Below are 23586 nucleotides of genomic sequence, written 5' to 3'. Positions count from 1 at the left end.
TGAAACATAGGAGCATGAAAAAATCAGCCGAGGAGGCGCATGGCCCACTGCAGGGCGGAGGCATGCTTCATGGAGATCACTGTATCGGCCACTTTGACGCCGAAGCTGAGGAACTCGTCCAGGTCCTTCATCTGCTGGTGAAACTCTTTCCCAGGGCCGGCGGTTTCGTCCTTGGTGCGTGCTGCACAGTCGCGCAGGAGCTGCATGGCGGGCTCGATCTCCCGGCGTTTGCGCTCTTTGGAGATCGTGATGAAGATCTTCCACACATCTTTCTCCGCCTCAAAGTACTCCTTGCGGTCGCCCTTCTTGGTGATGATGCGGATGAGGTTCCACCCGACCAGGTCTTTCAAATTCGTGTGCGCATTGCCGCGGCTGATTTCGAGGCGCTCCATCACCTCGTCCGTGCACATGGGCTCCGGCGCTGTCATGAGCAGAGCGTGGATCTGCGCCATGGTCCGGTTGATGCCCCACTGGGTGCCAAGAGAGCCCCATTGCCCGACGAATTCCTCGCGGGCTTTTTCCCATTCTGGTTGTTCCATGCTCACGGTTTCAATGAAAACTGAAAATTCCGAAAGGCAAGAGGCGAGTTGCATTTATTTCGCACACCGGGGCCCCGGTGCTAAGCCGAGTTGCGCGTGAGCGCGTCCGCTGGCGGGGGAGCATCTATTTCGGTGAGGGTATCGGCCAGCGAAGACGCTGGGCACATCTCGACGGAGCGAGATGGCTGCTGTTTTACGGGCTCAGGCGCACCTTCACCCAGACGCCGTTTTCTTTGCGGTAGCGGATGCGGTCATGCAGGCGGCTGACGCGGCCCTGCCAGAACTCGATCTCGTCGGCGAGGAGGGTGTAGCCGCCCCAGTGGGGAGGGCAGGGGACCTGGCCTTCGGGGTATTTGGCTTTCAGCTCTGCATCGCGCTGCTTCAGCCATTCGCGGCCGGGGATGACCTGGCTTTGGATGGAGGTCCAGGCACCGATCTGGTGGCCGTAGGGACGGCTGGCAAAGTAGGTCTCCGCGTCCGCGCGATCCAGCTTGGAGATGGTTCCTTTGATGCAGACCTGGTGGTGGCGGTCCGTCCACAGGAAACAAGCGGCGCCGCGTGAGTCCGCAGCGATCTCCTGGCCTTTGCGGCTTTCGTAGTTGGTGTAGAAGTGGAAGCCGCGCTCGTCGATGCCCTTGAGCAGCACGGTGCGCACCGTGGGCGTGCCGTCGAGGCCATGGGTGGCCAGGCTCATCGCGTTGGGCTCCGGCAGCTTGTGAGCCAGGGCGTCATTGATCCATACCGTGAAAAGTTCCACGGGATCCGCCGGGGCGGTGTTTTCGTCGAGCTCCCCCAGGTCATAGCTCACGCGGAGATCGGGCAGGTTCGGTTTGTCAGTGAGGTTCATTCGGGTTACAAGAAACGCGTGCCGTGCGGCCTGCGCTACGTCAGCTTTGGCCTTTTGCGCACTCTTTTGCTCCCACCTCCATGCCATCCACCGTCACCGGCGTCATCCAAGATCTCGAACGCGTACTGCTCACCCCCGAGGAAATCGGCGTGCGGGTGGGTGAAATGGCGGCGCGGCTGAATGCGGAGCTGGCAGGGCGTGTGGTCACAGTGGTGGCGCTGATGGATGGCGGGCTGTTTTTCGTGGCCGATCTTCTCCGCAAGCTGGAGATGCCGGTGCGGCTGCACACCCTCAGCGCCAGCAGCTACCAAGGTGGCACCGCCACCACGGGCGAGGTTAAGGTGAACTGGCCAGCCGGCCTGAACCTGCACGGGCAGGACGTGCTGCTGCTGGATGATATTTTGGACACCGGCCTGACGCTGGGCGCGATAAGCGAACGCATCCTGGAGCAGGAGCCCGCCACGCTGCACACCTGCGTGCTGCTGAGCAAGCGCCGGCCGCGGCTTCGGGAGGTCCGGCTGCACGACGCGGGCTTTGAAATCGACGACGAATTTGTCGTCGGCTACGGCATGGACTTCCGGGGCTGCTTCCGCAATCTGCCCTGCATCGGCATTCTCAATCTGGACCCCGCCTCATGAAGCTGCGGGTGCTCTTCTTCTCCGTCCTGCGGGACATCACCGGCGCGGACGAGATCTCGGTGGAGCTTCCCGCCGGTGCCACCATGCACACTCTCCTGGATCAAATCGAATCCCGCTGGCCCAAACTGCGCGACTGGCAGAACAGCCTGCTGCTGGCGCTGGACCAGACCTACGTGAAACGGGATGAACCGCTTCATGATGGTGGCGAAGTCGCGATCATGCCGCCGGTGCAGGGTGGGTAGCCATCACGCATGGCGCGTGGTCACCAGATCTGCCTGCGCGGCCCACAGGGCTATGTCTTCTTTTTTGATCGCCGCGGCCATGAGCGCGGGGAATTTGTCCGGGGTGCAGGCAAAGCTGGGAACGCCGAGGAGGCTCATTTTTGCTGCGAGCTCCTGGTCATAGCAGGGAGCGCCTTCATCACTGAGCGCGAGAAGGGTGATAAACTGGACGCCGCTCTGGACCAGTTCGTTGGTGCGCTGAAGGAGGTTCTTTTCCACCCCGCCCTCGATGAGATCGGAAATGAGCACGAGGATGGTGTTGGCGGGATCCGTGATGAGGCTCTGGCAGTAGCCGACGGCTTTGTTGATGTCCGTGCCGCCGCCGAGCTGGGTGCCAAAGAGCAGCTCCACGGGGTCATCGAGCTTCTCGGTCAAATCAACGACGGCCGTGTCAAAAACGACGAGCTGAGTCTTCACCGCAGGCAGCGAAGCCATCACGGCGCCAAAGATGCTGGAATACACCACACTGGCGGCCATGGAGCCGCTTTGGTCGATGCAGAGGATGATGTTGCGCTGCGTCTTCTGCGCCTTGCGGCCGTAGCCGATGAGGGTTTCCGGCACGACTGTTTTATAGTCTTCCTGATAGTGGCGCAGGTTTGCCCGGATGGTGCGGTTCCAGTCGATCTCGGCCAGCCGGGGGCGGCGATTGCGCACGGCGCGGTTCAGCGCGCCCGTCACGGCGCTGCGCATGGGTTCGGCGAGCTTGCGCATGAGTTCGTCCACCACCTTGCGCACGACCATGCGCGCGGTCTCTTTGGTTTTGGCAGGAATGACTCCTGAGAGCGAGATGAGGCTGGCCACCAGATGCACGTCCGGCTGCACCGCCTCCAGCATCTCCGGCTGGAGCAGCATTTCGCGCATGCCCAGGCGGTCCAGCGCGTCCTGCTGCATCACCTGCACCACGCTGGAGGGGAAGTATTTGCGGATGTCTCCCAGCCAGCGTGCCACGCGTGGAGCGGACTTTTCGCTGCCGCCGCGGCGTGCGTTTTTCATGCCGCCGGGGCTGTCGGGTTCATACAAGGCGGCAAGCGCCTGATCCATCTCCAGGTCCTCTCCGGTGAGGCCGCAGCAGGATTCCTCCGCCTCGCCGCCCAGGGCGAGGCGCCAGCGGCGTTGACGTTCGACGTCTGTGAGTGGAGTGCTCATGAGTTCAGGCCAAGGATTTGCCCCAGCACCGCCAGCGGTTTCTGGGCGCGTGTTTCATTCCATTCCAAATCGACAGCGGTCTGTGCTGCCGGAGCAGCGGCACCGCTATGTTTGGCACGTGCGCCGAGCTGCGCGCGCTCGGTACCAGGGAAGAGAGAAAAGGTGCGCCGGATCAGTGGCAGGATGCGGATGAAGCCGTCGTCGCTCAGGGAGGCGAGCCAGGTGTCCAGGATCTGCCAGAGGCGGTCATCATGCAGCAGCACCATGCCGCTTTGATGCAGAAATCCGGCGAGCCATGCGGAGGCGGGCGCGGAGTCATTGCCCACGGAAAGCGCCTGGCTCATGCGGGTGGCGGTGGCATCGGCGTCTGCCTGGTGCTCATCAAACAGCAGGCGCGCAGCCAGACCGCACACGAGACCATGGGTGCCTCCCAGCACGGCAAGACGTGAAAGCGCGGGCATCCACTCGACGAGGTGTTCATCCTTTCCGATCAGCTTGACGGCCTGATGCGTGGCCACGATGCGCTTGCGCATGGCGGCGGCCGCATCGTCATCCAGCGAGGCGCAGGCACCGCCGAGGCTGATGCTGGCGCGCGTGACCAAACCATCCAGCACATGCCCAACGAGCGAGGCATCCGTCTGGCGGACATTGCCGTAGCGGAAGATGTTGGCCAGCGGCGGGATCGCTTCGAGGAGTTGAGAGGCATCGCCTGCCACGGCGGCCAGGTTTTCCAGCGCATGCGTCACGGGCTCCACCGATTGCGGGAGATTCGCCAGCAGCACGCGATCCACCAGCGCAGAAAGCGCCGGTAGGGATTCCGCACGCTGCGCCTGATCAATGGCCAGCGCCGTGGCGGCATCGCTAATGGTGTGGCCCCAGCGGCTGGCTTCGATGATGGACACGGCGAACTCCGGCTGCCACTGCACCTGCCACACCTCGTGAAAGGTGCCCTTGGCGCTGCGCCCGGTGCCACGCACCTCGCCCCACTTGATGCCGAGAAGGCTCAGCCGATGCAGCAGGTGGCTGCGGCTGAGATCATTCTCATTGCGCAGATCGAGATCCAGCTCCTTCGCGAGCGCTTCGGGTTTCAGGCGCAGGCTGCGCTGCTGCTTTTCCAAATCCTGCTGCAGCGGCACGGTCGGCACATCCGGCGGCACACGTCCGAGCTTTTCGCCCACGATGAGTTTGGCGCGGATGAGCTTGAGCGGAGCGTCATCGCCCATGCAGATGACGGTGCGGATGGATTCGTTGATCTCATCCAGCCCGGCTGCGGGTCGCTCGCGCATGGCGGCCAAAGCATCGCTGAGGCGTGCGGCCTCGATGACGTGCGCGGAGGAGCAGTCGATGTCTTCCTCACGCATGAGCCGCGCGACTTTGGAGATCCACGCAATGGAACGCTGCGAGGCCTCGGCAGCCTGATTCTTCCACAAAAACTCATACCAGCCTGGAGACAGCACGCCTGCGCCGTAACCGCTCGCGGCGGCCAGACGACCATAGGTCCACGGTGCCCAGGTGGCAGCGACTTTGACCTTCGGCAGGCCCTTCAACAAATCATTGTCCGCCTTGGCACTCGGCATCGTGGCAAGCGCAGGCACATGCCAGGCACCGCAGATCACGGCGATCTTTTGAAACCCATCTTTCTCCGCCTGGCGGATGGTTTTGCGCATGCAGGCCTCGCGCAGATCCTCGCGCTGCTGGGAAAGCGGCGACCGTTTGCGCGGAATCTCCGCACGCACGCTGGTCATCGCTTCTTGGATCGCGGCAAAGAGACCTGCGCTGTCGCCATCGCGACGTTCTTCGACCATCTGGTTCCACCAGGTTTCGCCATCGCCATAGCCTGCGGCGCGGCCCAGCCAGTCGAGTGGATCGCCGGAGATGTCCTCGGCTTCAGCCTCGACAGGCGTTTCGGTTTCTGCTGTCAGCGGCTCGGACTTCTCGGCATCACGCAAGGCGAGATCATGCGCCTGCGGCAGATCCATGAAGCGCACCGGCACGCCGCGTGTGAGCCCGAAGCGCATGGCCTGCCACTCGGGCGAAAACTCCGCGAAGGGATAAAACGAAGCCTTCTGCGTGTCTTCCGGACAATACAGCAGCAACGCCACCGGCGGCTCGATCTCCGCATGCACCGCCGCCGCAAGTACGGCTTCTGCTTCCGGTGGGCCTTCAATCAAAATGCAATCCGGCGACAGCTCCTCCAGCGCGCGAACCAATGAACGCGCGCAGCCCGGGCCATGATGGCGGATGCCGAAGAGGTGGGTCATAATTTTAATCAAACAACCTCCCGGCAGGCACGGTACAGATCCTTCCAGTCGCTGCGCTCCTTCACCACCGTCTCCAGATACTCCTTCCACACAACTGCATCCTGCACGGGGTCTTTGATGATGGCGCCCACGAGGCCGGCGGCGACATCGCCCGCGCTGAGGGTGCCATCGCCAAAATGGGCGGCAAGGGCGATGCCGCTGTTGAGCACGCTGATGGCCTCCGCGGTGCTCATGGTTCCGGTGGGCTGCTTGAGCTTGGTCTTGCCGTCGGCGGTCTGGCCGTCGCGCAGCTCGCGGAAGACCTGCACGATGCGGCGCACTTCCTTGAGCGCGGGCGGTTCGGCGGGGAGTTCCAGCGCCTTGCCCATTTCGCTCACTCGTTTGCTCACGATGGCCACTTCCTCCTCCTCGGTGGCAGGCACGGGAAGCACCACAGTGTTGAAGCGGCGCTTGAGCGCGCTGCTGAGCTCGTTCACGCCTTTGTCACGATTGTTCGCGGTGGCGATGACGTTGAAGCCGCGGTTTGCCTGCACCTCGCTGGAGAGCTCGGGAATGGGCAGCGTCTTTTCCGAGAGAATGGTGATGAGCGTGTCCTGCACATCGGCCGGGATGCGCGTCAGCTCTTCCACGCGGGCGATGCGCCCGTCGTTCATCGCCTTCATCAGCGGGCTGGGGACCAGCGCTTCTTTGGACGGTCCTTTGGAAAGCAGCAGGGCATAGTTCCACCCGTAGCGCATCTGCTCCTCGCTGGTGCCAGCGGTGCCTTGGATGAGGCGCGTTGAGTCGCCGGAAATCGCGGCAGCCAGATGCTCGGACACCCAGCTCTTGGCGGTGCCAGGCACACCGTAGAGAAGCAGCGCACGGTCGGTGGCCAGCGTGGCCACGGCGATCTCGATCACGCGCCGGTTGCCGATGTATTTGGCGCTGACTTCAAAGCCGTTCTCCAGCCTGCCGCCGAGCAGATAGGTGGAAACCGCCCAAGGCGAGAGGTTCCAGTTGGTGGGCCGCTGGCGGGTGTCGGCTTTTTTGAGCTCGTCGAGTTCGTGGGCAAAGAGCTGTTCGGCGTGGTGGCGGAGCGCGTTCGTCATGGATGGGCGGGTTGCAGTTTCGAAAAAATCAGGCGGAAAGCTGGCGGCGCTGATCGAGCACAATGCCGACCCGTGCGATCGCTTCGGAAAAGGGCTGGGCTTCTTCCTTGGTCAGTTCCCAGCCGTTGGCAAATTCGTCAAAGGCCGCAAGTGGCAGAAGGCAGGCGAGCTCGACGAGGGAGGGGCGAAGCTGCCAGTCATAGCGTGCTTCGCCGCTGCTGATGCGCTGCTTCAGGATCTTGATCACTCGGGCTGCCACGGCGGGTGAGAGCATCGGAGTGCCCAGGGGCAGGCCGCGGGTGAAGCGATCCACCACGGTGCTGAAGGCGACGACATTGGCATTGTTATCGGTGAGGAGTTTCAGGAAGTGCTCCTCCCGTTTTTCCGGAGGCAAAGTTTCCAAAAGGTCAAAAAACGTCAGCGGTCCGTTTGACGGGAGATTGGTTCCTAGAAATGCCTCCGCCCATTCCGCGCGGTGCTGCACCGCCTGCGCCTCGGCCCAGCCCAGCAGCAGCACGTCCTTCCAGTCTGACTTCTGCGCCCAGGCAAGACATTCCGCGGGCGTCATGCCTGTCTGCGTGACCCACCACTGCAAAGGCGTCTGGCGCACGATTTGCAGCAGCCACCATGCGCGTTCACCCATGCTCAAATGTTTGGGCTTGCTCTCTTCGATGAGATCGGACTTCCAGCCAGCATCATAAGCAGCAGGCGCTTCGAGGGTATGCACCGTGCCGCGCAGCAGCTTCTTCTCGGACTTCAAACACTGCGCCGCACGCGCCGCCATGCGCTGGGAGAATCTCGAGTCTGGCAGTGCAGAGAGCAGCCGCGCAGCCGCCAGCCGCGCTTCTTTGCTCTTGTCCGCCAGCGTCGATTCGAGCAGATCCTGGTCTTCCAGAGAAAGCCCGGTGGCAAGACATTCAATGAAGGCGGTGCGCTCCTTGGCACCTTCCGTGGTCATGGCGCTGCGGCACAAGTTGCGCGCCTGCGTGGCGTCCGTGTTCCGAAGTGCGGTCAGATAAAGCCGCCGCTGATCCAGGCTGCCGTGCTCCCAGACATCGCTGCCGGGCGCGCTCGTGCTCACCACGCCTGCGGCATAGGCCCAGGCTTCGTTTTGTGCCGCCAGCCAGGCTCCGCGAGGACCCAGCACCGGCAGCAGGCTGGGACGCAGCGCCGTGCTGCGCCGCCCGCACTCGAGCGCCTTGGGCAGCAGGCGGTGCGGCAGGTGCCTGCCTGCGATCGCGAGAGTTTGAAACGCCTCGGCTTGCAGACGCTCCGGCCCGGAAACAAGAATCTCAGCCAGCAGATCCAGCCGCGCATCCTGCACGGACGACTCCGACGCTGCGGGTGCCGCATCCGCCTTCCCAGGCAGCAGGCCCGCGAGATGGCAGGTGCCGAGCACGCCCGCCGTTTGCAGCAGCGCTTTTTCCACGGAGTCTTTCGGGATGCGGGCGAGCAGCGCGCCCACTGCTCCGTCAGGCACCGGCCACTGCGGTGGGTGGCGCTCGGTGCCGAGCAGGGCATGGGTGGCGAGGGAAGCGAGCGCGCTCATGCGAGTGGGAGCACCTCCGTCCAGCAGGGAGTTTCTTCATCGGCACGCCACGCGGTCAGCGGCCGGCAGCGGTCGCCCTGCCATTCGCCAAAGAGAGCCAGGGGATGTCCGCCGCCCAGCGCGAGAAGCTGCCAGCCATCGTCATCGCTGGTGCGCAGCGGAGCTTCACGCCCTTCCGCATCGCGGGCCAGCCAAACTCCGTTTCGCCGCACCGGTGTGGCATGATGCAGCAGCACCGGCAGCCGCTGAAACCACGGCTGACGCGCCAGTGCCTCGGCCACGAAATCCAGCGCACCATCCCAAGTCGTGACTTTCTCATGCGGCGGACCCGCTGGTGCCTCCACCGGAACGTCTGCCAGCAGTGCGCGCAGCGGTGAGGCGCTGGGGAAGTAGCTCAGGGACGCCTTGAACCGCATGCCCGGAACAAACACCTGCTCAAACCGCCGCCCGCCGTGGGAGAAGTCCAGCAGCAGCGCAGGCCGGCCCGTAGCAGCGCCGCTCAGCCAGACGCGGCGTTCCCAGAGCTTCTCGTTTTCATCGTGGCTGACGCCGAGGACGTGCCAGGTGTCCTGCACACGATCGCTGCCAGCCAGCACTTCATCCTTGTCCGCCGTCCAGCCGGCGCTGCTGCGCACATCATGCTGCAAAAGCTCGGGCAGCGACTCCAGCCGCTGCATCGCATCCAGCAGGAGCTGCATGCGCCCCATCTGCAACAAGGTGCGCTGCTGCCAGCCCTCGCCGGAGGACACGGCGCTCTCAAGCTGCCGCACGGCAAACGCCAGCCCGGGAGCCTGCGCATCCACCAGACGGGCGGCGGCTTCGCGCCAGAAAATGGCGGGCTTGGGCGGAAGCTCTGCGATGCCCTGGCGCACCCGGTCGGTGAGCCAGCGTTCCAGTTCGCGCGCGCCATTAAGCATGTTATCCAGCCGTTTGGCCTCGCGCTTCGCGGTGGCTTTCGGGTCGGCGGGTTTGGCCTCGGCCTGCGTGGCCTTTTTCTCCTCCTGCTTTTCCGCACGCTGCTTCCGTGCGGAGAGCCATTCATTCACCCACTGCGGCTGCGCATTGGCGGTGAAGGCGGCCGGCTTCTGCGCCAGCAGAAGATACAGCGCCAGCCCGTGCTTGCAGGGAAACTTCCGGCTGGGGCAGCTGCATTTGAAGGAAGGGCCGCTGAGGTCAATGATAACCTGGTAGGGCTTGGAGCCGCTGCCCTGGCACTCGCCCCAGATCGCGGTTTCATCGTGCCCCAGAGCCGGCCACTTTGCTGGTGCCAGCAACCCCTTCGCCGCCTTGGCCGATGAATCATCGGGCGAAAGGGCGAGGATTTGGTCGGGTGTCAGCATTTAAGCCGCATCCAAGCGAATGCCTGATAAAATGGCAAGAAAAGCCTTCGCTTCATTCAAAAAACGCCTGCTACACCAGCAGATCCTTCACCACATGGCCGTGGATGTCTGTGAGGCGGTAGTCGCGGCCCTGGAAGCGGTAGGTGAGGCGTTCGTGATCGAAGCCGAGGAGGTGCATCACCGTGGCCTGGAAATCGTGCACGTGGACTTTGTTTTCGGCCACGCTGAAGCCGAGTTCATCAGTGCTGCCGTATTCAAAGCCACCTTTCACACCGCCTCCGGCCATAAAGAGGGAAAAGCAGTCAGGATAGTGGTCGCGTCCCAGCACGGCGCTGGCGGCAGTGCGGCCCTCGCGGAAGGGTGTGCGGCCAAACTCGCCGCCCCAGATGACAAGGGTGTCGTCCAGCAGACCGCGCTGCCGGAGGTCTTTGATGAGTGCGGACACCGGCTTATCCGTCGCGGCCATCTTGTTGGTGAGGCCGGTGGTGATGCCGCTGCCTTCGCTGGTGCCGTGGAAGTCCCAGCCCCAGTCAAAGAGGTTCACAAAGCGCACGCCTTTTTCGATGAGGCGGCGTGCGAGCAGGCAGTTGTTGGCAAAGCTGGATTCACCGGGTTTCGCGCCATAGGCCTCGATGACGTGCTGCGGTTCTTTGGAGATGTCCATCACTTCAGGCACGCTGGTCTGCATGCGGAAGGCCAGTTCGTATTGAGCGATGCGTGTGACCGTTTCGGGATGGCCAAATTCAGCGACCTGCTGCTGATTGAGATCCTGCAGCGCATCGAGCGTCTTGCGGCGCATGGCGCGGTTCATGCCCGCAGGATCACTCACGAACAGGACAGGATCTCCCTTGCTGCGGCACTGCACGCCTTGATACACGCTCGGGATGAAACCACTGCCCCAGCAGCCCTGCCCGCCACTCGGCTGCGTGCCGCTGGAGATCAGCGCCACAAAGCCCGGCAGATCCTGATTCTCCGTACCAAGGCCATAGGTGGCCCAGGAACCCATGGAGGGCCGCCCCTGCCGCGCATGCCCGGTGAAGAGCAGCAGCTCTGCCGGCGCGTGATTGAACTGATCCGTGTTCATGGAGCGGATCAGGCACATCTCATCGGCAATGGTGTGGAAATTCGGGCAGGCATCGCTCATGGTGAGCCCGCCTTTGCCATAGCGTGCAAAAGTTCGCGGAGTGCCCATCAGCTTGGGCACGCCGGTGGTGAAGGCAAAGCGCCGGCCTTTGAGGATCGAGTCCGGGCAGTCCTGCCCGCTGCGCTTCACCAGCTCCGGCTTGTAATCAAACAGATCCAGGTGCGGCGGCGCGCCGGACATGTGCAGGTAGATCACGCGTTTGGCCTTCGGCGCATACTGCGACTTCTTCGGCGCGAGCGGATTGTCCGGCACCATGCTGGCCCCCGTCTTCTGCTGCAGCGCGTGCATGGCGATGGCTCCCAGGCTGAACTGCCCCGCATTGCCAAGAAACTGGCGGCGGGTTTTGAGCTGGAGCGTGTCGTGTGTGATGGGGTTCATATCGAAGGAAAATACGTTCAAGGTCCGGTCATCCTTTTGCGCAACTGGGCGGAATCGCGCTTGGCATGGTAAACGGCGAGGATCCAAAGGCTGTCTTCACGGATCTCGTAAATGACCTGAAACGGAAAACGGCGCATGAGCACTTTGCGATAAGGGGCCAGCACGACCCGATGCATTTCGGGACTGGCCTCGATCCGTGACAGACACTCTTCCAGCGCCCGGACAAACTCGGAGCCCAGGCCTGGCTCGCAGCTTTCGTACCATCGACGCGCATCGTCTGCATCACAGAGGGCGCATGGCGAAAGGACAGATTTCTTCATGGGTCACTTTCCTGCCAGCAGCCGTGCCTTGGCCTCGGCCCATGGGATGCCAGCAGAAGGATCGGCCGCCATGGCGGCGCGACGCTCATCGAGCTCGGCAAGCTGTGCACTGCTGAGTGGGAAGTCCACATCTTCCGCCACCATGGAGTCCCAGATGTCCTCGACCAGCTGAATGCGCTGCACCACGGGCATTTGACGAATCTGTTCGAGTGCGATGGTCATTTTGAAAGATGATGTCTGAGTGGCAAAGAGCAATCGACGATTTGGCCCTGCGCATCAGCGGCGCATCAAAAACTCATCGAGGTTCATGACCACATTCGCCACTGCAGTCCACGCGGCGAGTTCGGGGATGTCGGCACCTTTCGGAGCGGCGCCCAGCGGCTCGGTGGCCATCTTCGTGGCATCGGGGAGGTCAGCGCGGTAGGCGGCGAGGGATTCGTCGTAGAGCCTGGTCAGGGCTGCGGTTTCATGCGCGGCTGGAGCGCGGGAGAGGCAGAGTTTGAAGAGGAGTGCGAGGCGCTCGGGCTGGCTCTTAGCTTCGGCGACGAGGCGGCGGGCCATGGCCTGATTCGTTTCGATAAAGACGGGATCGTTCAAGGTCACGAAGGCCTGCAGCGGGGTGTTGGTGCGGCTGCGGCGGATCATGCACACCTCACGATTGCCGGCGTCAAAGGTGGTGAAGCTGGCGTAGGGGCTGTTGCGGCGCACCTCGGTGTAGAGGCTGCGGCGGTGGGCGTCCTCGCCGGGGCTCACGGTCCAGTCATTGCTGCGGCCAAAGGCGGTGGTGAGGCCGAGATTAGGCGTCATGGGACGCACGGGCGGGCCGAACATTTTCGGGCTCAGCAGGCCGCTGACCGCCAGCGCCTGGTCGCGCAGAAGCTCTCCCGTGGGGCGGAAGCGCGGGCCCCGCGCCAGCATGCGGTTGTCTGGATCGCGTTCGTTGAGCTCGGGCGTGGTCTTGGTGCTCTGCTGATACGCCGCGCTGGTGAGCATGAGCTTGAGCATGTGCTTCATGTCCCAGCCGCTGTCCATCAGCTCGGCGGCCAGCCAGTCGAGCAGTTCAGGATGAAAAGGCAGCTCTCCCTGGCTGCCAAACTCCTCGCTGCTGCGCACGATGCCGGTGCCGAAGATGCTTTCCCAGAGACGGTTCACAGTCACGCGTGCCGTGAGCGGATTGTCCCGGCTGACAAGCCAGCGCGCCATGGTGAGCCGGTTGCGCGGCGCGTTTGCGGGCAGCGGATTGAACGCCGCGGGCGTGCCCTCGCTCACTTCATCTCCAAGCGCCTGCCAGTTGCCCCGCAGCTGGATCTTGGTGACGCGGCGCTGCTTGGGATCCAGATCCCGCATGATCGGCACGGTGACGAGTTTGAGCGCAGCCAGTTCCTTGCCGGCGGCGGCGAGGCGCGCGCGCTCGGTGGCGGAGGCTTTGGAGACATTGCGCACGAAGTAGTCCACCACCGTCTCCTGCTGCGCGGGGGTGCGCTTGTCCTTCGCCTGGGCCAGCGCGGCCACCACATTCTGCGGCACCTTGGTGACCTGCTGCACGCGGGCGTCTCCAGTGTAGCTGAGGCGGAAGCTGCCGAGCGTGTGCTGTTTGAACTCGCTGTTCTGCGCCAGGGTGATGCGCAGCTTTGCACCCGTGGGAATCATCAGCGGAGATGCGGCCAGCAGCGTGAGCATGTGCGGCTTGTCGGCTGCTCCAGCCACCGCCCAGCCCTGCTGTTTTTTGTCCTTCGGTTTCAAGACAGAGGCCGCGGTGAAGCCGTCCTGCTCATAATCTGCCAGCGCGGTGGTGAAGCTCACAGCCACCGGCCCGCTGATGGCAAAGGCTTTGTCTTTTTCTGGCGCGGGTGTGGGCTCGCTCTTCCACAGGGTCTGGCGTTTCTCATCCAGCAGCAGCACGCGGAAGCCATCGAGCCGCTTGCTCGTGCCGCCGTCCGTGCGGTTCCAGACGACCACGCGGTCCACCGGTTTGGCGGCTTTCAGATCCACCTCCCACCACGGTTCTTTGTCGCCGTCGGCAGTGTGGGCCACGCTGTTCTTGGCGTAGTCTCCCTCGGTGCCGCCATCAATGGCGCGCTTGGCGGCCGCATTGGTGTAGGTGCTGCTTTGCGAGGCGGCGCCTTTGGGAGCGATGTTTTCACTGCCGCTGAAGACCTGCACCTCCGCCAGTTGGAGCAGCTTTTTCTCCCCCGGCAGCTCCACGCGCACATAGCGTGCCTGTGGCGGCGGAGTGGCATTTGAGGGCACCACTTCCGCCTTCACATCGGTGATGACGAAGTTGCCAAAACCAGCCGCTGGCAGGGTTTCGAGGCGCAGGGCGCTAAGCTTGTCCCCCGTGGCGGGCAGCTCGATGGTGTAGCTGTCTTTGTCGCTGTTTTTTGGGATCGAAACGGTGCCGCCTGCGGCGATGCCGGCAGTCTGTTTTGACTTGGTGCTCACCAGGGTGGGCTGGGGTGTCTGCCAGCCGAGATCGCGAGCGAAGCCCTGGTCCCAGGCTTCCAGCCCGGCCAGCCATGCCGGGGCAGGGGAGGTAAATTTCTTCTCCAGCGCATCGATCTCGCCCTTCAGCTTGGCCCGCTGCTGCTTGAGCTCCGAGGTATCAAAGCTGTGCAAGGGCACCTCGTCCTTCTTGTCGCTGTCGGCGCTTTGATTCAGGAAGGCGTAGAACTGAAAGTACTCATTGATCGTGATCGGATCGAACTTGTGCGTGTGGCACTGCGCGCAGGCCATGGTGGTGCCCATCCACACGGCCAGGGTCGTGTTCACGCGGTCGATGATGGCGGCGTTGCGAAATTCCTCATCGTCTGTACCACCTTCGTTTTGCGTCATCGTGTTCCGATGAAATGCGGTGGCGATGAGCTGGTCGTCCGTCGGGTTTGGCAGCAAATCTCCCGCGTTTTGCTCGATGGTGAACTGATCAAAAGGCATGTTCGCATTCAGCGCGCGAACAACCCAGTCGCGGTAGGCCCAGATTTCTCGTGGCTGGTCGCTGGGGTAGCCCGAGCTGTCTGCATACCGCGCCAGATCCAGCCACTGCCGTGCCCAGTGCTCGCCGTAGGCGGGGCTGGCCAGGTAATGCTCCACCACTGAGTCATAAGGCTGCTGTGCCAGTGCCTCGAGATCGGACAGCGTGGGCGGCAGCCCCGTCAGATCCAGCGCCACGCGTCGGATCAGCGTGGCCTTGTCTGCCGGCGGTTCGTACTTCAGCCCTTCTTTCTCCAGCCGCTGCACCAGGAAGGCATCGACCGCATTCAGCTTTAAACCTGGAGCCTGAAACTTTGACCCCGGCACCGGCACGGCGGGTTTCACCACCTTTTCATAGCTCCAGTGCTTTCCCCACGGCGCGCCCTGTTTGATCCATTCGGTGAGCAGCGCGACCTGGGCGGGAGAGATGGTCTTGTGCTGCTTCAGCGGCGGCATCACCTCCTCCGGATCCTTGCTCACGATGCGCTCCAGCAATGCGCTCTTTTCGGGGTGTCCCGGCACCACTGCCGTCACCCCATCATTGTTTTTCTTGGCTCCAGCTTCCTCATCCAGGCGCAGGCCGGCCTCGCGCTTCTTTTCGTCCGGTCCATGGCAGAAAAAGCAGTTCTCACTCAGGATGGGACGGATCTCCTTGGAGAACTGAATGGTATGCGGTGCCGTCTCCGCAGCCGCGGATGCAACAAGAAAAAGAGTGATGAAAGGGCGGATCACGTGGTGTGATACGCTTCAGAAAAGCCGATCTTGAGCAGAAGCGGCATTCTCCATGCCCCCAGCTTTCCCCATCAAGGTCCGCTGCTGCCATTCATGCGGTACTGCAGGATGGTGTCGCTGAGCGCCAGAAACCGCAGCGCCCCTTGAATTTCCGCGTCCTGCATGGACGGGATACGGAAGGTGCGCCCGCGAAACGCTCCGGTGGCGGGTGCGATGCCGTCTCGCAGATTCGCGATGGTGGCCTGGGCATTCCCCGGCACGATAAAATTGGCCCCCGCAGCGCTGGCCATGGCCGCCACGCTCGCGATTTCCTGGGCATTTCGCTTGTCCTTCTGATCCTCCGCGGCCTGGCGGGTGCTGCCCATCGCCATGATGGCGATTTGGATGAGGACGGCGAGAACGAAGATCGCGATCAGCAATTCCATCAAGCTCAGTCCGGAGGCGGACGGGCAGGTTTTTCGGATGGGATTGACTGAGATTTTCATACCTTCTGCCTAAAGATTACTTTATTTATAGTAATTTTACAAATATTTCCTTGCGTTTTGGTTGCGCCTTTAACGCCTCTTTGATTTCAATCCACTGATTCCCAATCCGGTAAAGCACTCCACAGCCGAATCGGCGGCAAACCCCGCCTTTACCTTCGGCTTCCCCCCGCTACCATCCGCGCTCCCTTTTCCCCAGCCACCATGTCCGCCGTTCCTACCGCCGCCCAGATCCGCCAGAGCTTCCTCGACTTCTTCAAAGAGAAGCAGCACACCATCGTGCCCAGTGACAACGTGGGCTACACCAGCCGCGACGGCGCGCGCATTTTCACCAATGCGGGCATGAACCAGTTTGTGCCGATCTTCCTCGGCGAGCGCAGCGCGGACGTGGACACCTGGCCCGGCGTCCTTCACAAAGGCCTCCCCACCCGTGCGGCGGACACGCAGAAGTGCATCCGCGCCGGCGGCAAGCACAACGACCTGGAGGACGTGGGCCTGGACACCTACCACCACACGCTCTTTGAAATGCTGGGGAACTGGTCTTTCGGTGACTACTTCAAAAAAGAAGCCATCTCCTGGGCCTGGGAGCTTGTGATCGAGCGCTGGAAGTTCCCGCCGACCCGCGTCTTCGCCACCATTTATCAGCCCGGCGAGGGAGACCCTGCTGAGCGCGATCAGGAAGCCTGGGAAATCTGGGCCGAAAAGTTCCGCAGCATCGGCCTTGATCCCGATATCCACATCGTCAACGGCAACAAAAAGGACAACTTCTGGATGATGGGAGACACCGGCCCCTGCGGCCCCTGCACCGAGATCCACATCGACCTCACCCCCGGCCCGCGCGATCTCGATGAAGACCGCCAGCGCGCGGGCGCCAAGCTGGTGAACGGCAGCGACGCGAGCTGCATTGAAATCTGGAACAACGTTTTCATTCAGTACAACGCCAACCCGGACAAGACCTTCAGCATGCTGCCCGCCAAGCACGTGGACACTGGCATGGGCTTTGAGCGCGTCTGCTCCATCATTCAGGGCACGAAGAACTTCACCGACTTCGAAACCGCCAAGATCAGCAACTACGACACGGATGTGTTCAAGCCGATCTTTGACGAGCTGACCAAGCTCTCCGGCAAGACCTACGCCAGCACTCTGCCCAAAGCGAATGAGCAGGGCCATGTGGTGCCGGTGACCGAGCAGGAAAAAATCGACGTCGCCTTCCGCGTCATCGCCGATCACCTGCGCACGCTTTCGTTTGCGATTGCCGACGGCATCCAGCCAGGAAATAGCGACCGCAACTACACGCTGCGCCGTATTCTGCGCCGCGCCGTGAAGTATGGCCGCACCCTGGAGTTTAAGGAGCCGTTCTTCTTCAAGCTCGTCGATGTTCTCGCCGCGCAGATGGGAGACGTGTTCCCCGAAGTGCGCGCCAAGAAGGAGCAGATCAAGAGCGTGCTGAAGCTCGAGGAAGAGAGCTTCAACCGCACGCTGGACAAAGGCATCGCGTTGTTTGAAGAAGCAGTTTCGACGCTGCTCCAGATTGAAACTACAAGCACATCAAAGCAGGGTGTTTATATCAAAACTCCTGCTGAGGATGGCCGGTCAAAGAGCTATACTGCTGGTTCCGTTCAGAATCAGGATGGTAAGACCGATCGCATACTTTCTGCACAAGTCGCTTTCAAATTGTACGACGAGCAGGGCTTCCCACTCGACCTTACCGAGCTCCTTGCCCGCGAACGCGGCATCACTGTCGATGTCGCAGGCTTTGACAAGCTCATGGAAGAGCAGAAGCAGCGCGCCCGCGAAGCCGGCAAAAAAAACAAGCAGGTCGTCTCCGTTTCTGAAATCGAGACGAAGGCTCCGACGAAGTTCATTGGTTACGACAACCTCGAAGCCGAGGTGAAGGTTCTCGAAGTGGTCTCTATGAAGGACAAGACCGCCGTCGTCCTCGACGTCTCCACCTGCTACGCCGAAATGGGCGGTCAGATTGGCGATGCGGGTCAGCTTATCCTCGGTGCGAATACCTACCCGATCAGCGCCACTTCCAAAGTCGGCAACACCTGGCTGCATTTCCTCGAAGGCGACGAAGCCCCTGCCGTCGATGCCACCGTGAAACTCATCGTCGATGCGCCACGCCGCCATGCCATCGAGCGCCACCACACCGTCACGCACATCCTGCACTGGGCCTTGCACGAGGTTGTGAGCAAGGACGCCACGCAGAAAGGCTCCAACGTCACCCCCGACAAACTGACCTTCGACTTCAACAGCGCCGCCCTGACTGCACAGCAGCTCAGCGACATCGAGCGCCTGGTGAACGAGCGCATCGTCGCCAACGAACCCGTCTCCTGGACGGAAGTCCCCTACGTGGAAGCCAAGGCCAACAAGGGCATCATGGCCCTCTTTGGTGAAAAATACGGCGACCTCGTGCGCGTCGTGCAGATCGGCGGCCAGCGCAACAAGCTGGACGGCTGGAGCATGGAGCTCTGTGGCGGCACCCACACGCGCGGCACGGGAGAGATCGGCCTCTTCCGCCTCGTCAGCGAAGGCGCGGTCGCCTCCGGCGTGCGTCGTATCGAAGCCGTCGCAGGCCTCGAAGCCTACAACGCCGCACGCGCCGATGCCGACCTCCTCAAACTCCTCGCGGGCAAAGTGAGCGCCCAGGGCGCAGCCGATCTGGAGAAGAAGCTCGACCAAATCCTCACGCAGCAGAAGGAGCTGGAAAAAGCCCTCAAGGCCGCGCAGCAGCGCGAGGCTTCCGCGAAAGCGAAGGATCTCATCGCCACCGCCTCCAACAACACCATCATCACCAATCTCGGTGACGTCGATGCCGACTACGCTGTTGGAGTGGCCGAAGCTCTCAAAGCCGCCTTCAACGGCATCGTTGTCCTCGCCTCCACCGGCGGCGGCAGCGTTGCACTCATCGCCAGCGTTGCGAAAGAGCATCAAGGCAAAGTCCAGGCCGGCAAGATCATCCAAACCATCGCCCCCATCGTCGGCGGCAAAGGCGGCGGCAAACCCGACTTCGCCCGCGGCGGCGGCAAAGATGTGACGAAGGCAGATGCAGCACTGGCGGAGGCGCGGAAGCTCGCGGGGCTGTAATCGCCCAACGCCTTCTGCGTGCCCATTTTGCGTATTGCCGTACCAGCTTTAGCCGGTTCTGCACAAAGCGCACTTTGCGGACGCTCGCCCAGACCGGCTAAAGCCGGTACAACAATACCCTGAGCCTCCTCCAATATGCGCCGCCTCGACCAGCTCCTTTCCGCCCTCGGCTACTGCTCCCGCCGCGAGGCCATCGCTTTCGTCAAGGAGGGCCGCGTCAAGCTCAGCGGCACCGTCGTCAAACGCTCCGACCAGCGCGTGGACGCCGCCCTCATCACCGTCGATGACCAGCCACTGGAAGCGCCGGATGGCTTGCTCGCCATGTTTCACAAGCCCGTCGGCTATTCCTGCACCCACAGCGCGGATGAAGGGCCAAACATCTACGAACTGCTGCCCTCCCACTGGCCGGACCGCAACCCCGCCGTCACCAGCGTGGGCCGCCTCGACAAAGACACCAGCGGCCTCCTCCTCGTCACCGACATCGGCAGCCTTGTCCACCGCTACACCTCGCCGAAATCCGACATCGCAAAGACCTACCTCGTCGAAGTCGATCACGAACTCGATCCCTCGCTCATCGACATCTTTGCCAAAGGCGATCTCATGCTCCGCAGCGAGGACAAGCCCTGCCTGCCCGCCCAGCTCGAAATCGTCTCCCCCCTCACCGCCCGCCTCACCCTCACCGAAGGCCGCTACCATCAGGTCCGCCGCATGTTCGCCAGCCAGGGCTGGCAGGTGGAGAAGCTGCACCGCGAACGCTTCGGCCCCTACGCCCTCGGCGATCTTGTCGAAGGCGAGTGGCAGATGCTTTCGCCTCCCTGATCTCACCGGTCAGCTTCAAGAGCTTTCAGCAAATCGTCGCGATGCACACTCATCGAGAATTCTGTCGCGGCCGGGATCTCCCAAAGTCCCGGCGTGTCGGCCTGCAGGATGAAACTCAAAGGTTCCTCCCCTTCAGCAAAGGGGTCGTGATCGCTCTTGCCAACTTTTGCAGGATCAATTCCACGCCACCAGGACACATCGTGCAGCACGATCTTTTCTCCGGGCTTCAGCTTCATCTGGCCTGCTCCTGCCGCTGATGCATGGGTGGAGAGTTCATCGTGACCTCTCACATGCACTGAGATCAAATCCTCGGCCCTCTTCACCGGCAGGGTGATCCTCTGCGGCGAGATGTTCACCAGTGTCACCGACTTCAGCCGCGGCAGTTGCCCGGCAAAGGAGCTTCCATTTTCGAAGGAGATTTGCAGATAGGGATTGGGAAACAGCTTCTCTCTGGCCTCTCGTGCTGCTGTCCGTGCCTCGGCGGAATAATGCGGGTCCTTCGAGATCTCCTCGAGCCTAAGGCCTGCCTCCTCTTTGTCCGCCACCTTCCCATAGACTTTCAGGGCGGATGCAAGCGCCTGATGGTCCGGCCTGGCCAGTACGCTTTCCACCAGCGCTCTTTTCTCCTGCCGCTTTTCGTCAAGGATTTCATCCCCGAAGTTGTTCACCACCCACTCCATCGTCACTGCGCTCCACGGAAACTGGGGATCATTCACCAGCCCGGCCACGTAGGGCCAGACCTCCTCCTGACCCAGGGAGAGCTTCACGGCATCGGCCAGGGTCCGCAGGCATGACTGATAGTGGTCGTCCCGAATCGCAAAACGCACGCGGGACTCATCATCGGATCCGCGATGTTCGGATTCAGCCTCCTTGCGCAGGTTGGCCACCACCTTCTTTAACACGGGAAACAACTCTTTCTCCAAAGGAAAGCGCCGCAAGGCGTCTATCCCATTGTTCCTGCGTACGCTGGTCCCCTGTGATCCCTCCACCTCGCCCATCGCCACTGCGGCGACATCTTCAAAAGGCCCGTAGCTCATGGCCATCGAGTCATAGCGGCAGAAGGTGACATCCTCCTCAGCGACCCTTCCCATGCCTTCATTAGATTCCAGCACCTCAGAGGTGCCGCTGAACAGACGAAAGCGCACCGGACGTTCTTCACCCTGGGCAGAGTTCAGTTTCTGCTGCCATGAGATCACACCGCCTGCGGGCACTTCGACAGAGTGGTAGCTGTTGCCACACCAGCTGTACTGATGCGAATCGCAGCGCCGCCATTGGCCGTCTTGCGTCTTGGTCTCACGCTTGCAGTAGATGTCACCGTCCTGCTTTTGCAGCCGCGTGAGGTTCTTCGTGGCATTGACGAAATAGACCGTTGCCTGCCCCGCCTTTTGATTTTGAAAATCCGCCAGCAAACACCGCGTCCCCGGCGTCGGTTTGAGATGCGCAGGGAGGTCTTTGATGGAAGTCACTTCTGAAGTCCCGCTCATCTGAGTCCTGAACACGCCTTCCCTGCCATTCTGAGCCAGAGAGGACAAGGCGCAGCCAAAGATAAGCATCCCAATTAAGCCTTTCATGCCCTCAGTCTGCCAAACCCGTTCCCATCCAACAAGGCAATCTTTTGTCACACTGATGATGGTCGTCCCCCCCGACTCGCATGTAGAGACGCTGTGCAGCTAGCGCTTTGACCAGTACAAACTGGGGGATTGGCACGAGGGGAGTGGAGGATGCTTTCCTTGGAACAAGTGCTCTATGGAGCACGTTTATCCGCGGCAATGAAATCGCTGCTTATCTTCCTCGCGCTGGCCCTTACCAACCTCGCGTTCGCAGACCGTCCCAACATCCTCCTCGTCCTCGATGATGACCTCGGCTACGGCGATCTGGGCTGCTACGGAGCGAAAGACGTTCTCACCCCGAACCTCGACAGATTCGCCACCGAAGGTCTGCGCTTCACCTCCTGCTATGCGGCGCATCCGAACTGCTCGCCTTCACGCACGGCGATCATGACTGGCCGCACGCCCACCCGCGTCGGGGTGCGAGACTGGATCCCCGAGGACTCCCCGGTGCACATGCGCCGCAGCGAGATCACCATCACCAAACTGCTGCATGATGCTGGCTACACCACCTGCCACGCAGGAAAGTGGCACATGAATGGCGAATTCAACAAGCCCACGCAGCCGCAGCCCAACGACCACGGCTTCGACCATTGGTTCGCAACGCACAACAACGCCTACCCCAATCACCACAACCCCGACAACTTCGTGCGCAACGGCACCGCAGTCGGCAAACTCGAAGGCTACGCCGCGCACCTCGTCGTGGATGAGGCCATGCGCTGGCTGGACGGGCGGGACAAAAGCAAACCCTTCTTCGCCTACATCTGCATCCACGAGCCGCATGAACCCATCTCATCGGACGCAAAATACACCGCACTCTACCACTCGGCTGATCCCAGCTTCAACGGCCACCACGGCAACATCTCACAGATGGACGACGCCTTTGGCCGACTCATGAAAAAGCTCGACGACTCCGGCCTGCGCGAAAACACGCTCGTCCTCTTCACCAGCGACAACGGACCGGCCATCACCGCGCAGCATCCGCATGGCTCCGCCGGACCTCTGCGCGACAAAAAAGGCAGCACTTTTGAAGGCGGCATCCGCATCCCGGGCATCCTGCGCTGGCCCGGTCAAACGAAACCAGGCACGGTGAGCGATGAGCCCATCAGCGGCGTCGATTTCCTGCCCACCATGTGCGCGATAGCGGGAGTTCAGGCACCCCAGGATCGCGTGCTCGACGGCACCAGCTGGCTGCCCGTTCTCGAAGGCAAAAAACTCGATCGCAAAACGCCGCTCTACTGGCACTTCAACCGCGCCACCAATGATCAAAAAGTCGCCATGCGGGTGGGAGATTGGAAGATACTCGCCTCACTCGACAAAGCACCGCCGTCTAGGAGCAACGACATCACCGAACAAACCGAACGCGAATTCAAAGAAGCGCAGCTGAAGGATTTCATGCTCTTCCATCTCGGCAAAGACATCGGCGAAAAGAACGACCTCGCAGCCACTGAGCCTGAGAAACTCGCCGAACTCAAAACTCTGCTGCAGGCCAAATACACCGAGGTGCAGCGCGAATCGCCCACCTGGCCCGCGTGGACGTTCACTGGCGCTGAAGGAAAAAAGATCCAGTGGCCGGACTACGTGAAGCAAAAAAAAGCAGCGCCCAAGAAACCTTGAGCGCTGCGCAGAGAATCCAGAAGGTATTCCAGATTTATTAGTGGTGATGATGGCCGCCGCCGCCGCCAAAGGAATGACCGCCACCGCCGAAGCTATGGCCACCACCACTGAAGGAGTGGCTGCCTCCGCCAAGGCTGTGACCGCCGAAGCTATGCCCGCCTAGGCCGCTGAAGCTATGCCCGCCTAGGCCGCTGAAGCTATGCCCACCACTGGAGAGACCGGCAAAGGAATGGCTGCCGCTGAAGGGCGAGCTGTAGCCACGGCTGCCGAATGGGGCGCCACCGAAGCCACGGCTGCCACCAAAGGACGAAAGTCCCGAGGTTCTCAACAAAGGACTGTGAGAGTAGCGGTTGAAGTTGCCGAAATTGCCAAAGTTCCCGAAGGAGGTGTAGCTCGGGCGTGAGTAGTAGCTTCTGTTGGCGTAGTAAGGCCGTGAGTAGCCGCTGTAATAAGGGCGGGAATAGCCGCCGTAGTAATTGCTGCTGTAGTAGTTACCGAGACCCAGCAGACCAAGGCCGCCGTAGTTTCCGTACCCGCCATATCCACCGTATCCGTAACCGTTACCATAGCCATAACCATAGCCGGGATAACCGTAAATGTCGCATGAAGTAAGCGAACATGCGGCGACTAAGGCACCGCAAAGGAGGAGAAGTTTCGTTTTCATAACACCGACTTCGACGCCTGCGAACCTGAACTATTCAGAATTAATTTCGTGTTAGTTGAAAACCAACCACGACCGGA

Annotated in this window: 19 protein-coding genes; 5 read left to right on the top strand and 14 right to left on the bottom strand. The window is 61.8% G+C overall.

What is annotated here, in order from left to right; all coding sequences use genetic code 11:
* Nucleotides 1-23: 23 nt before the first annotated feature.
* A complete protein-coding gene (locus ACILSO_RS23965; RefSeq protein ID WP_395740003.1) occupies nucleotides 24-539 on the bottom strand; it encodes a GbsR/MarR family transcriptional regulator in 516 nt (171 codons plus the stop codon).
* Between the two features lie 193 nt (nucleotides 540-732).
* Complete coding sequence (gene pdxH, locus ACILSO_RS23960; protein ID WP_395740002.1) at nucleotides 733-1386, bottom strand: pyridoxamine 5'-phosphate oxidase; 654 nt, start codon at nucleotides 1384-1386, stop codon at nucleotides 733-735.
* An 80-nt stretch (nucleotides 1387-1466) separates the two neighbouring features.
* Here pdxH and ACILSO_RS23955 point away from each other — a divergent pair, with 80 nt between their 5' ends.
* Nucleotides 1467-2024, top strand: coding sequence for a phosphoribosyltransferase (locus ACILSO_RS23955; protein WP_395740001.1), 558 nt, complete (start codon nucleotides 1467-1469; stop codon nucleotides 2022-2024).
* Nucleotides 2021-2266: a MoaD/ThiS family protein gene (locus tag ACILSO_RS23950; RefSeq protein WP_395740000.1), complete on the top strand. Its 246-nt coding sequence runs from the start codon at nucleotides 2021-2023 to the stop codon at nucleotides 2264-2266. Before ACILSO_RS23955 ends, ACILSO_RS23950 begins: the two co-directional genes overlap by 4 nt.
* A gap of 3 nt (nucleotides 2267-2269) precedes the next feature.
* On the opposite strand, the gene ACILSO_RS23945 is transcribed toward ACILSO_RS23950, so the two are convergent.
* From ACILSO_RS23945 to ACILSO_RS23900, 10 genes are all read right to left on the bottom strand, one after another.
* Entirely contained in the window at nucleotides 2270-3451 is a 1182-nt protein-coding gene (locus ACILSO_RS23945; RefSeq protein WP_395739999.1) for a VWA domain-containing protein, read from the bottom strand.
* A complete protein-coding gene (locus ACILSO_RS23940) occupies nucleotides 3448-5712 on the bottom strand; it encodes a DUF5682 family protein (RefSeq protein WP_395739998.1) in 2265 nt (754 codons plus the stop codon). Before ACILSO_RS23940 ends, ACILSO_RS23945 begins: the two co-directional genes overlap by 4 nt.
* A gap of 8 nt (nucleotides 5713-5720) precedes the next feature.
* Nucleotides 5721-6800: an AAA family ATPase gene (locus tag ACILSO_RS23935; RefSeq protein WP_395739997.1), complete on the bottom strand. Its 1080-nt coding sequence runs from the start codon at nucleotides 6798-6800 to the stop codon at nucleotides 5721-5723.
* 28 nt (nucleotides 6801-6828) lie between these two features.
* The gene (locus tag ACILSO_RS23930; RefSeq protein ID WP_395739996.1) at nucleotides 6829-8349 is read right to left on the bottom strand and encodes a DUF5691 domain-containing protein; all 1521 of its coding nucleotides are present in this window, start codon (nucleotides 8347-8349) and stop codon (nucleotides 6829-6831) included.
* Nucleotides 8346-9689, bottom strand: coding sequence for an SWIM zinc finger family protein (locus ACILSO_RS23925; RefSeq protein ID WP_395739995.1), 1344 nt, complete (start codon nucleotides 9687-9689; stop codon nucleotides 8346-8348). The genes ACILSO_RS23930 and ACILSO_RS23925 overlap by 4 nt, the downstream gene beginning before the upstream one ends.
* 70 nt (nucleotides 9690-9759) lie before the next feature.
* Nucleotides 9760-11211 carry a DUF1501 domain-containing protein gene (locus tag ACILSO_RS23920; protein WP_395739994.1) on the bottom strand — a complete coding sequence of 484 codons (1452 nt, stop codon included), beginning with the start codon at nucleotides 11209-11211 and terminating at the stop codon, nucleotides 9760-9762.
* Between the two features lie 17 nt (nucleotides 11212-11228).
* On the bottom strand, nucleotides 11229-11531 hold the full coding sequence (locus tag ACILSO_RS23915; RefSeq protein ID WP_395739993.1) for a type II toxin-antitoxin system RelE/ParE family toxin: 303 nt from the start codon (nucleotides 11529-11531) through the stop codon (nucleotides 11229-11231).
* A gap of 3 nt (nucleotides 11532-11534) precedes the next feature.
* The gene (locus tag ACILSO_RS23910) at nucleotides 11535-11753 is read right to left on the bottom strand and encodes an addiction module protein (RefSeq protein ID WP_395739992.1); all 219 of its coding nucleotides are present in this window, start codon (nucleotides 11751-11753) and stop codon (nucleotides 11535-11537) included.
* A 54-nt stretch (nucleotides 11754-11807) separates the two neighbouring features.
* Entirely contained in the window at nucleotides 11808-15230 is a 3423-nt protein-coding gene (locus ACILSO_RS23905; protein WP_395739991.1) for a DUF1553 domain-containing protein, read from the bottom strand.
* Nucleotides 15231-15301: 71 nt separating this feature from the next.
* On the bottom strand, nucleotides 15302-15715 hold the full coding sequence (locus ACILSO_RS23900) for a type II secretion system protein (protein ID WP_395739990.1): 414 nt from the start codon (nucleotides 15713-15715) through the stop codon (nucleotides 15302-15304).
* Between the two features lie 201 nt (nucleotides 15716-15916).
* On the opposite strand from ACILSO_RS23900, the gene ACILSO_RS23895 reads away from it, so the two are divergent.
* Both ACILSO_RS23895 and ACILSO_RS23890 read left to right on the top strand, forming a co-directional pair.
* On the top strand, nucleotides 15917-18802 hold the full coding sequence (locus tag ACILSO_RS23895; protein WP_395739989.1) for an alanine--tRNA ligase: 2886 nt from the start codon (nucleotides 15917-15919) through the stop codon (nucleotides 18800-18802).
* A 135-nt stretch (nucleotides 18803-18937) separates the two neighbouring features.
* Nucleotides 18938-19621 (top strand): pseudouridine synthase, encoded by a 684-nt coding sequence (locus tag ACILSO_RS23890; RefSeq protein WP_395739988.1) that lies wholly within the window; start codon nucleotides 18938-18940, stop codon nucleotides 19619-19621.
* A 2-nt stretch (nucleotides 19622-19623) separates the two neighbouring features.
* Here the strand turns inward: ACILSO_RS23890 and ACILSO_RS23885 are convergent, their stop codons facing one another.
* The gene (locus ACILSO_RS23885) at nucleotides 19624-21087 is read right to left on the bottom strand and encodes a hypothetical protein (RefSeq protein WP_395739987.1); all 1464 of its coding nucleotides are present in this window, start codon (nucleotides 21085-21087) and stop codon (nucleotides 19624-19626) included.
* Between the two features lie 303 nt (nucleotides 21088-21390).
* Between ACILSO_RS23885 and ACILSO_RS23880 the strand changes: the two genes are divergently transcribed.
* Complete coding sequence (locus ACILSO_RS23880) at nucleotides 21391-22845, top strand: sulfatase (RefSeq protein ID WP_395739986.1); 1455 nt, start codon at nucleotides 21391-21393, stop codon at nucleotides 22843-22845.
* Between the two features lie 37 nt (nucleotides 22846-22882).
* Here ACILSO_RS23880 and ACILSO_RS23875 read toward each other — a convergent pair whose 3' ends face one another.
* Complete coding sequence (locus tag ACILSO_RS23875) at nucleotides 22883-23509, bottom strand: hypothetical protein (protein ID WP_395739985.1); 627 nt, start codon at nucleotides 23507-23509, stop codon at nucleotides 22883-22885.
* Nucleotides 23510-23586 lie beyond the last annotated feature (77 nt).

Source organism: Prosthecobacter sp. (genome assembly GCF_044226605.1).
Lineage (GTDB): Bacteria > Verrucomicrobiota > Verrucomicrobiia > Verrucomicrobiales > Verrucomicrobiaceae > Prosthecobacter.
This window is presented reverse-complemented; position numbering and strand designations above follow the sequence as displayed.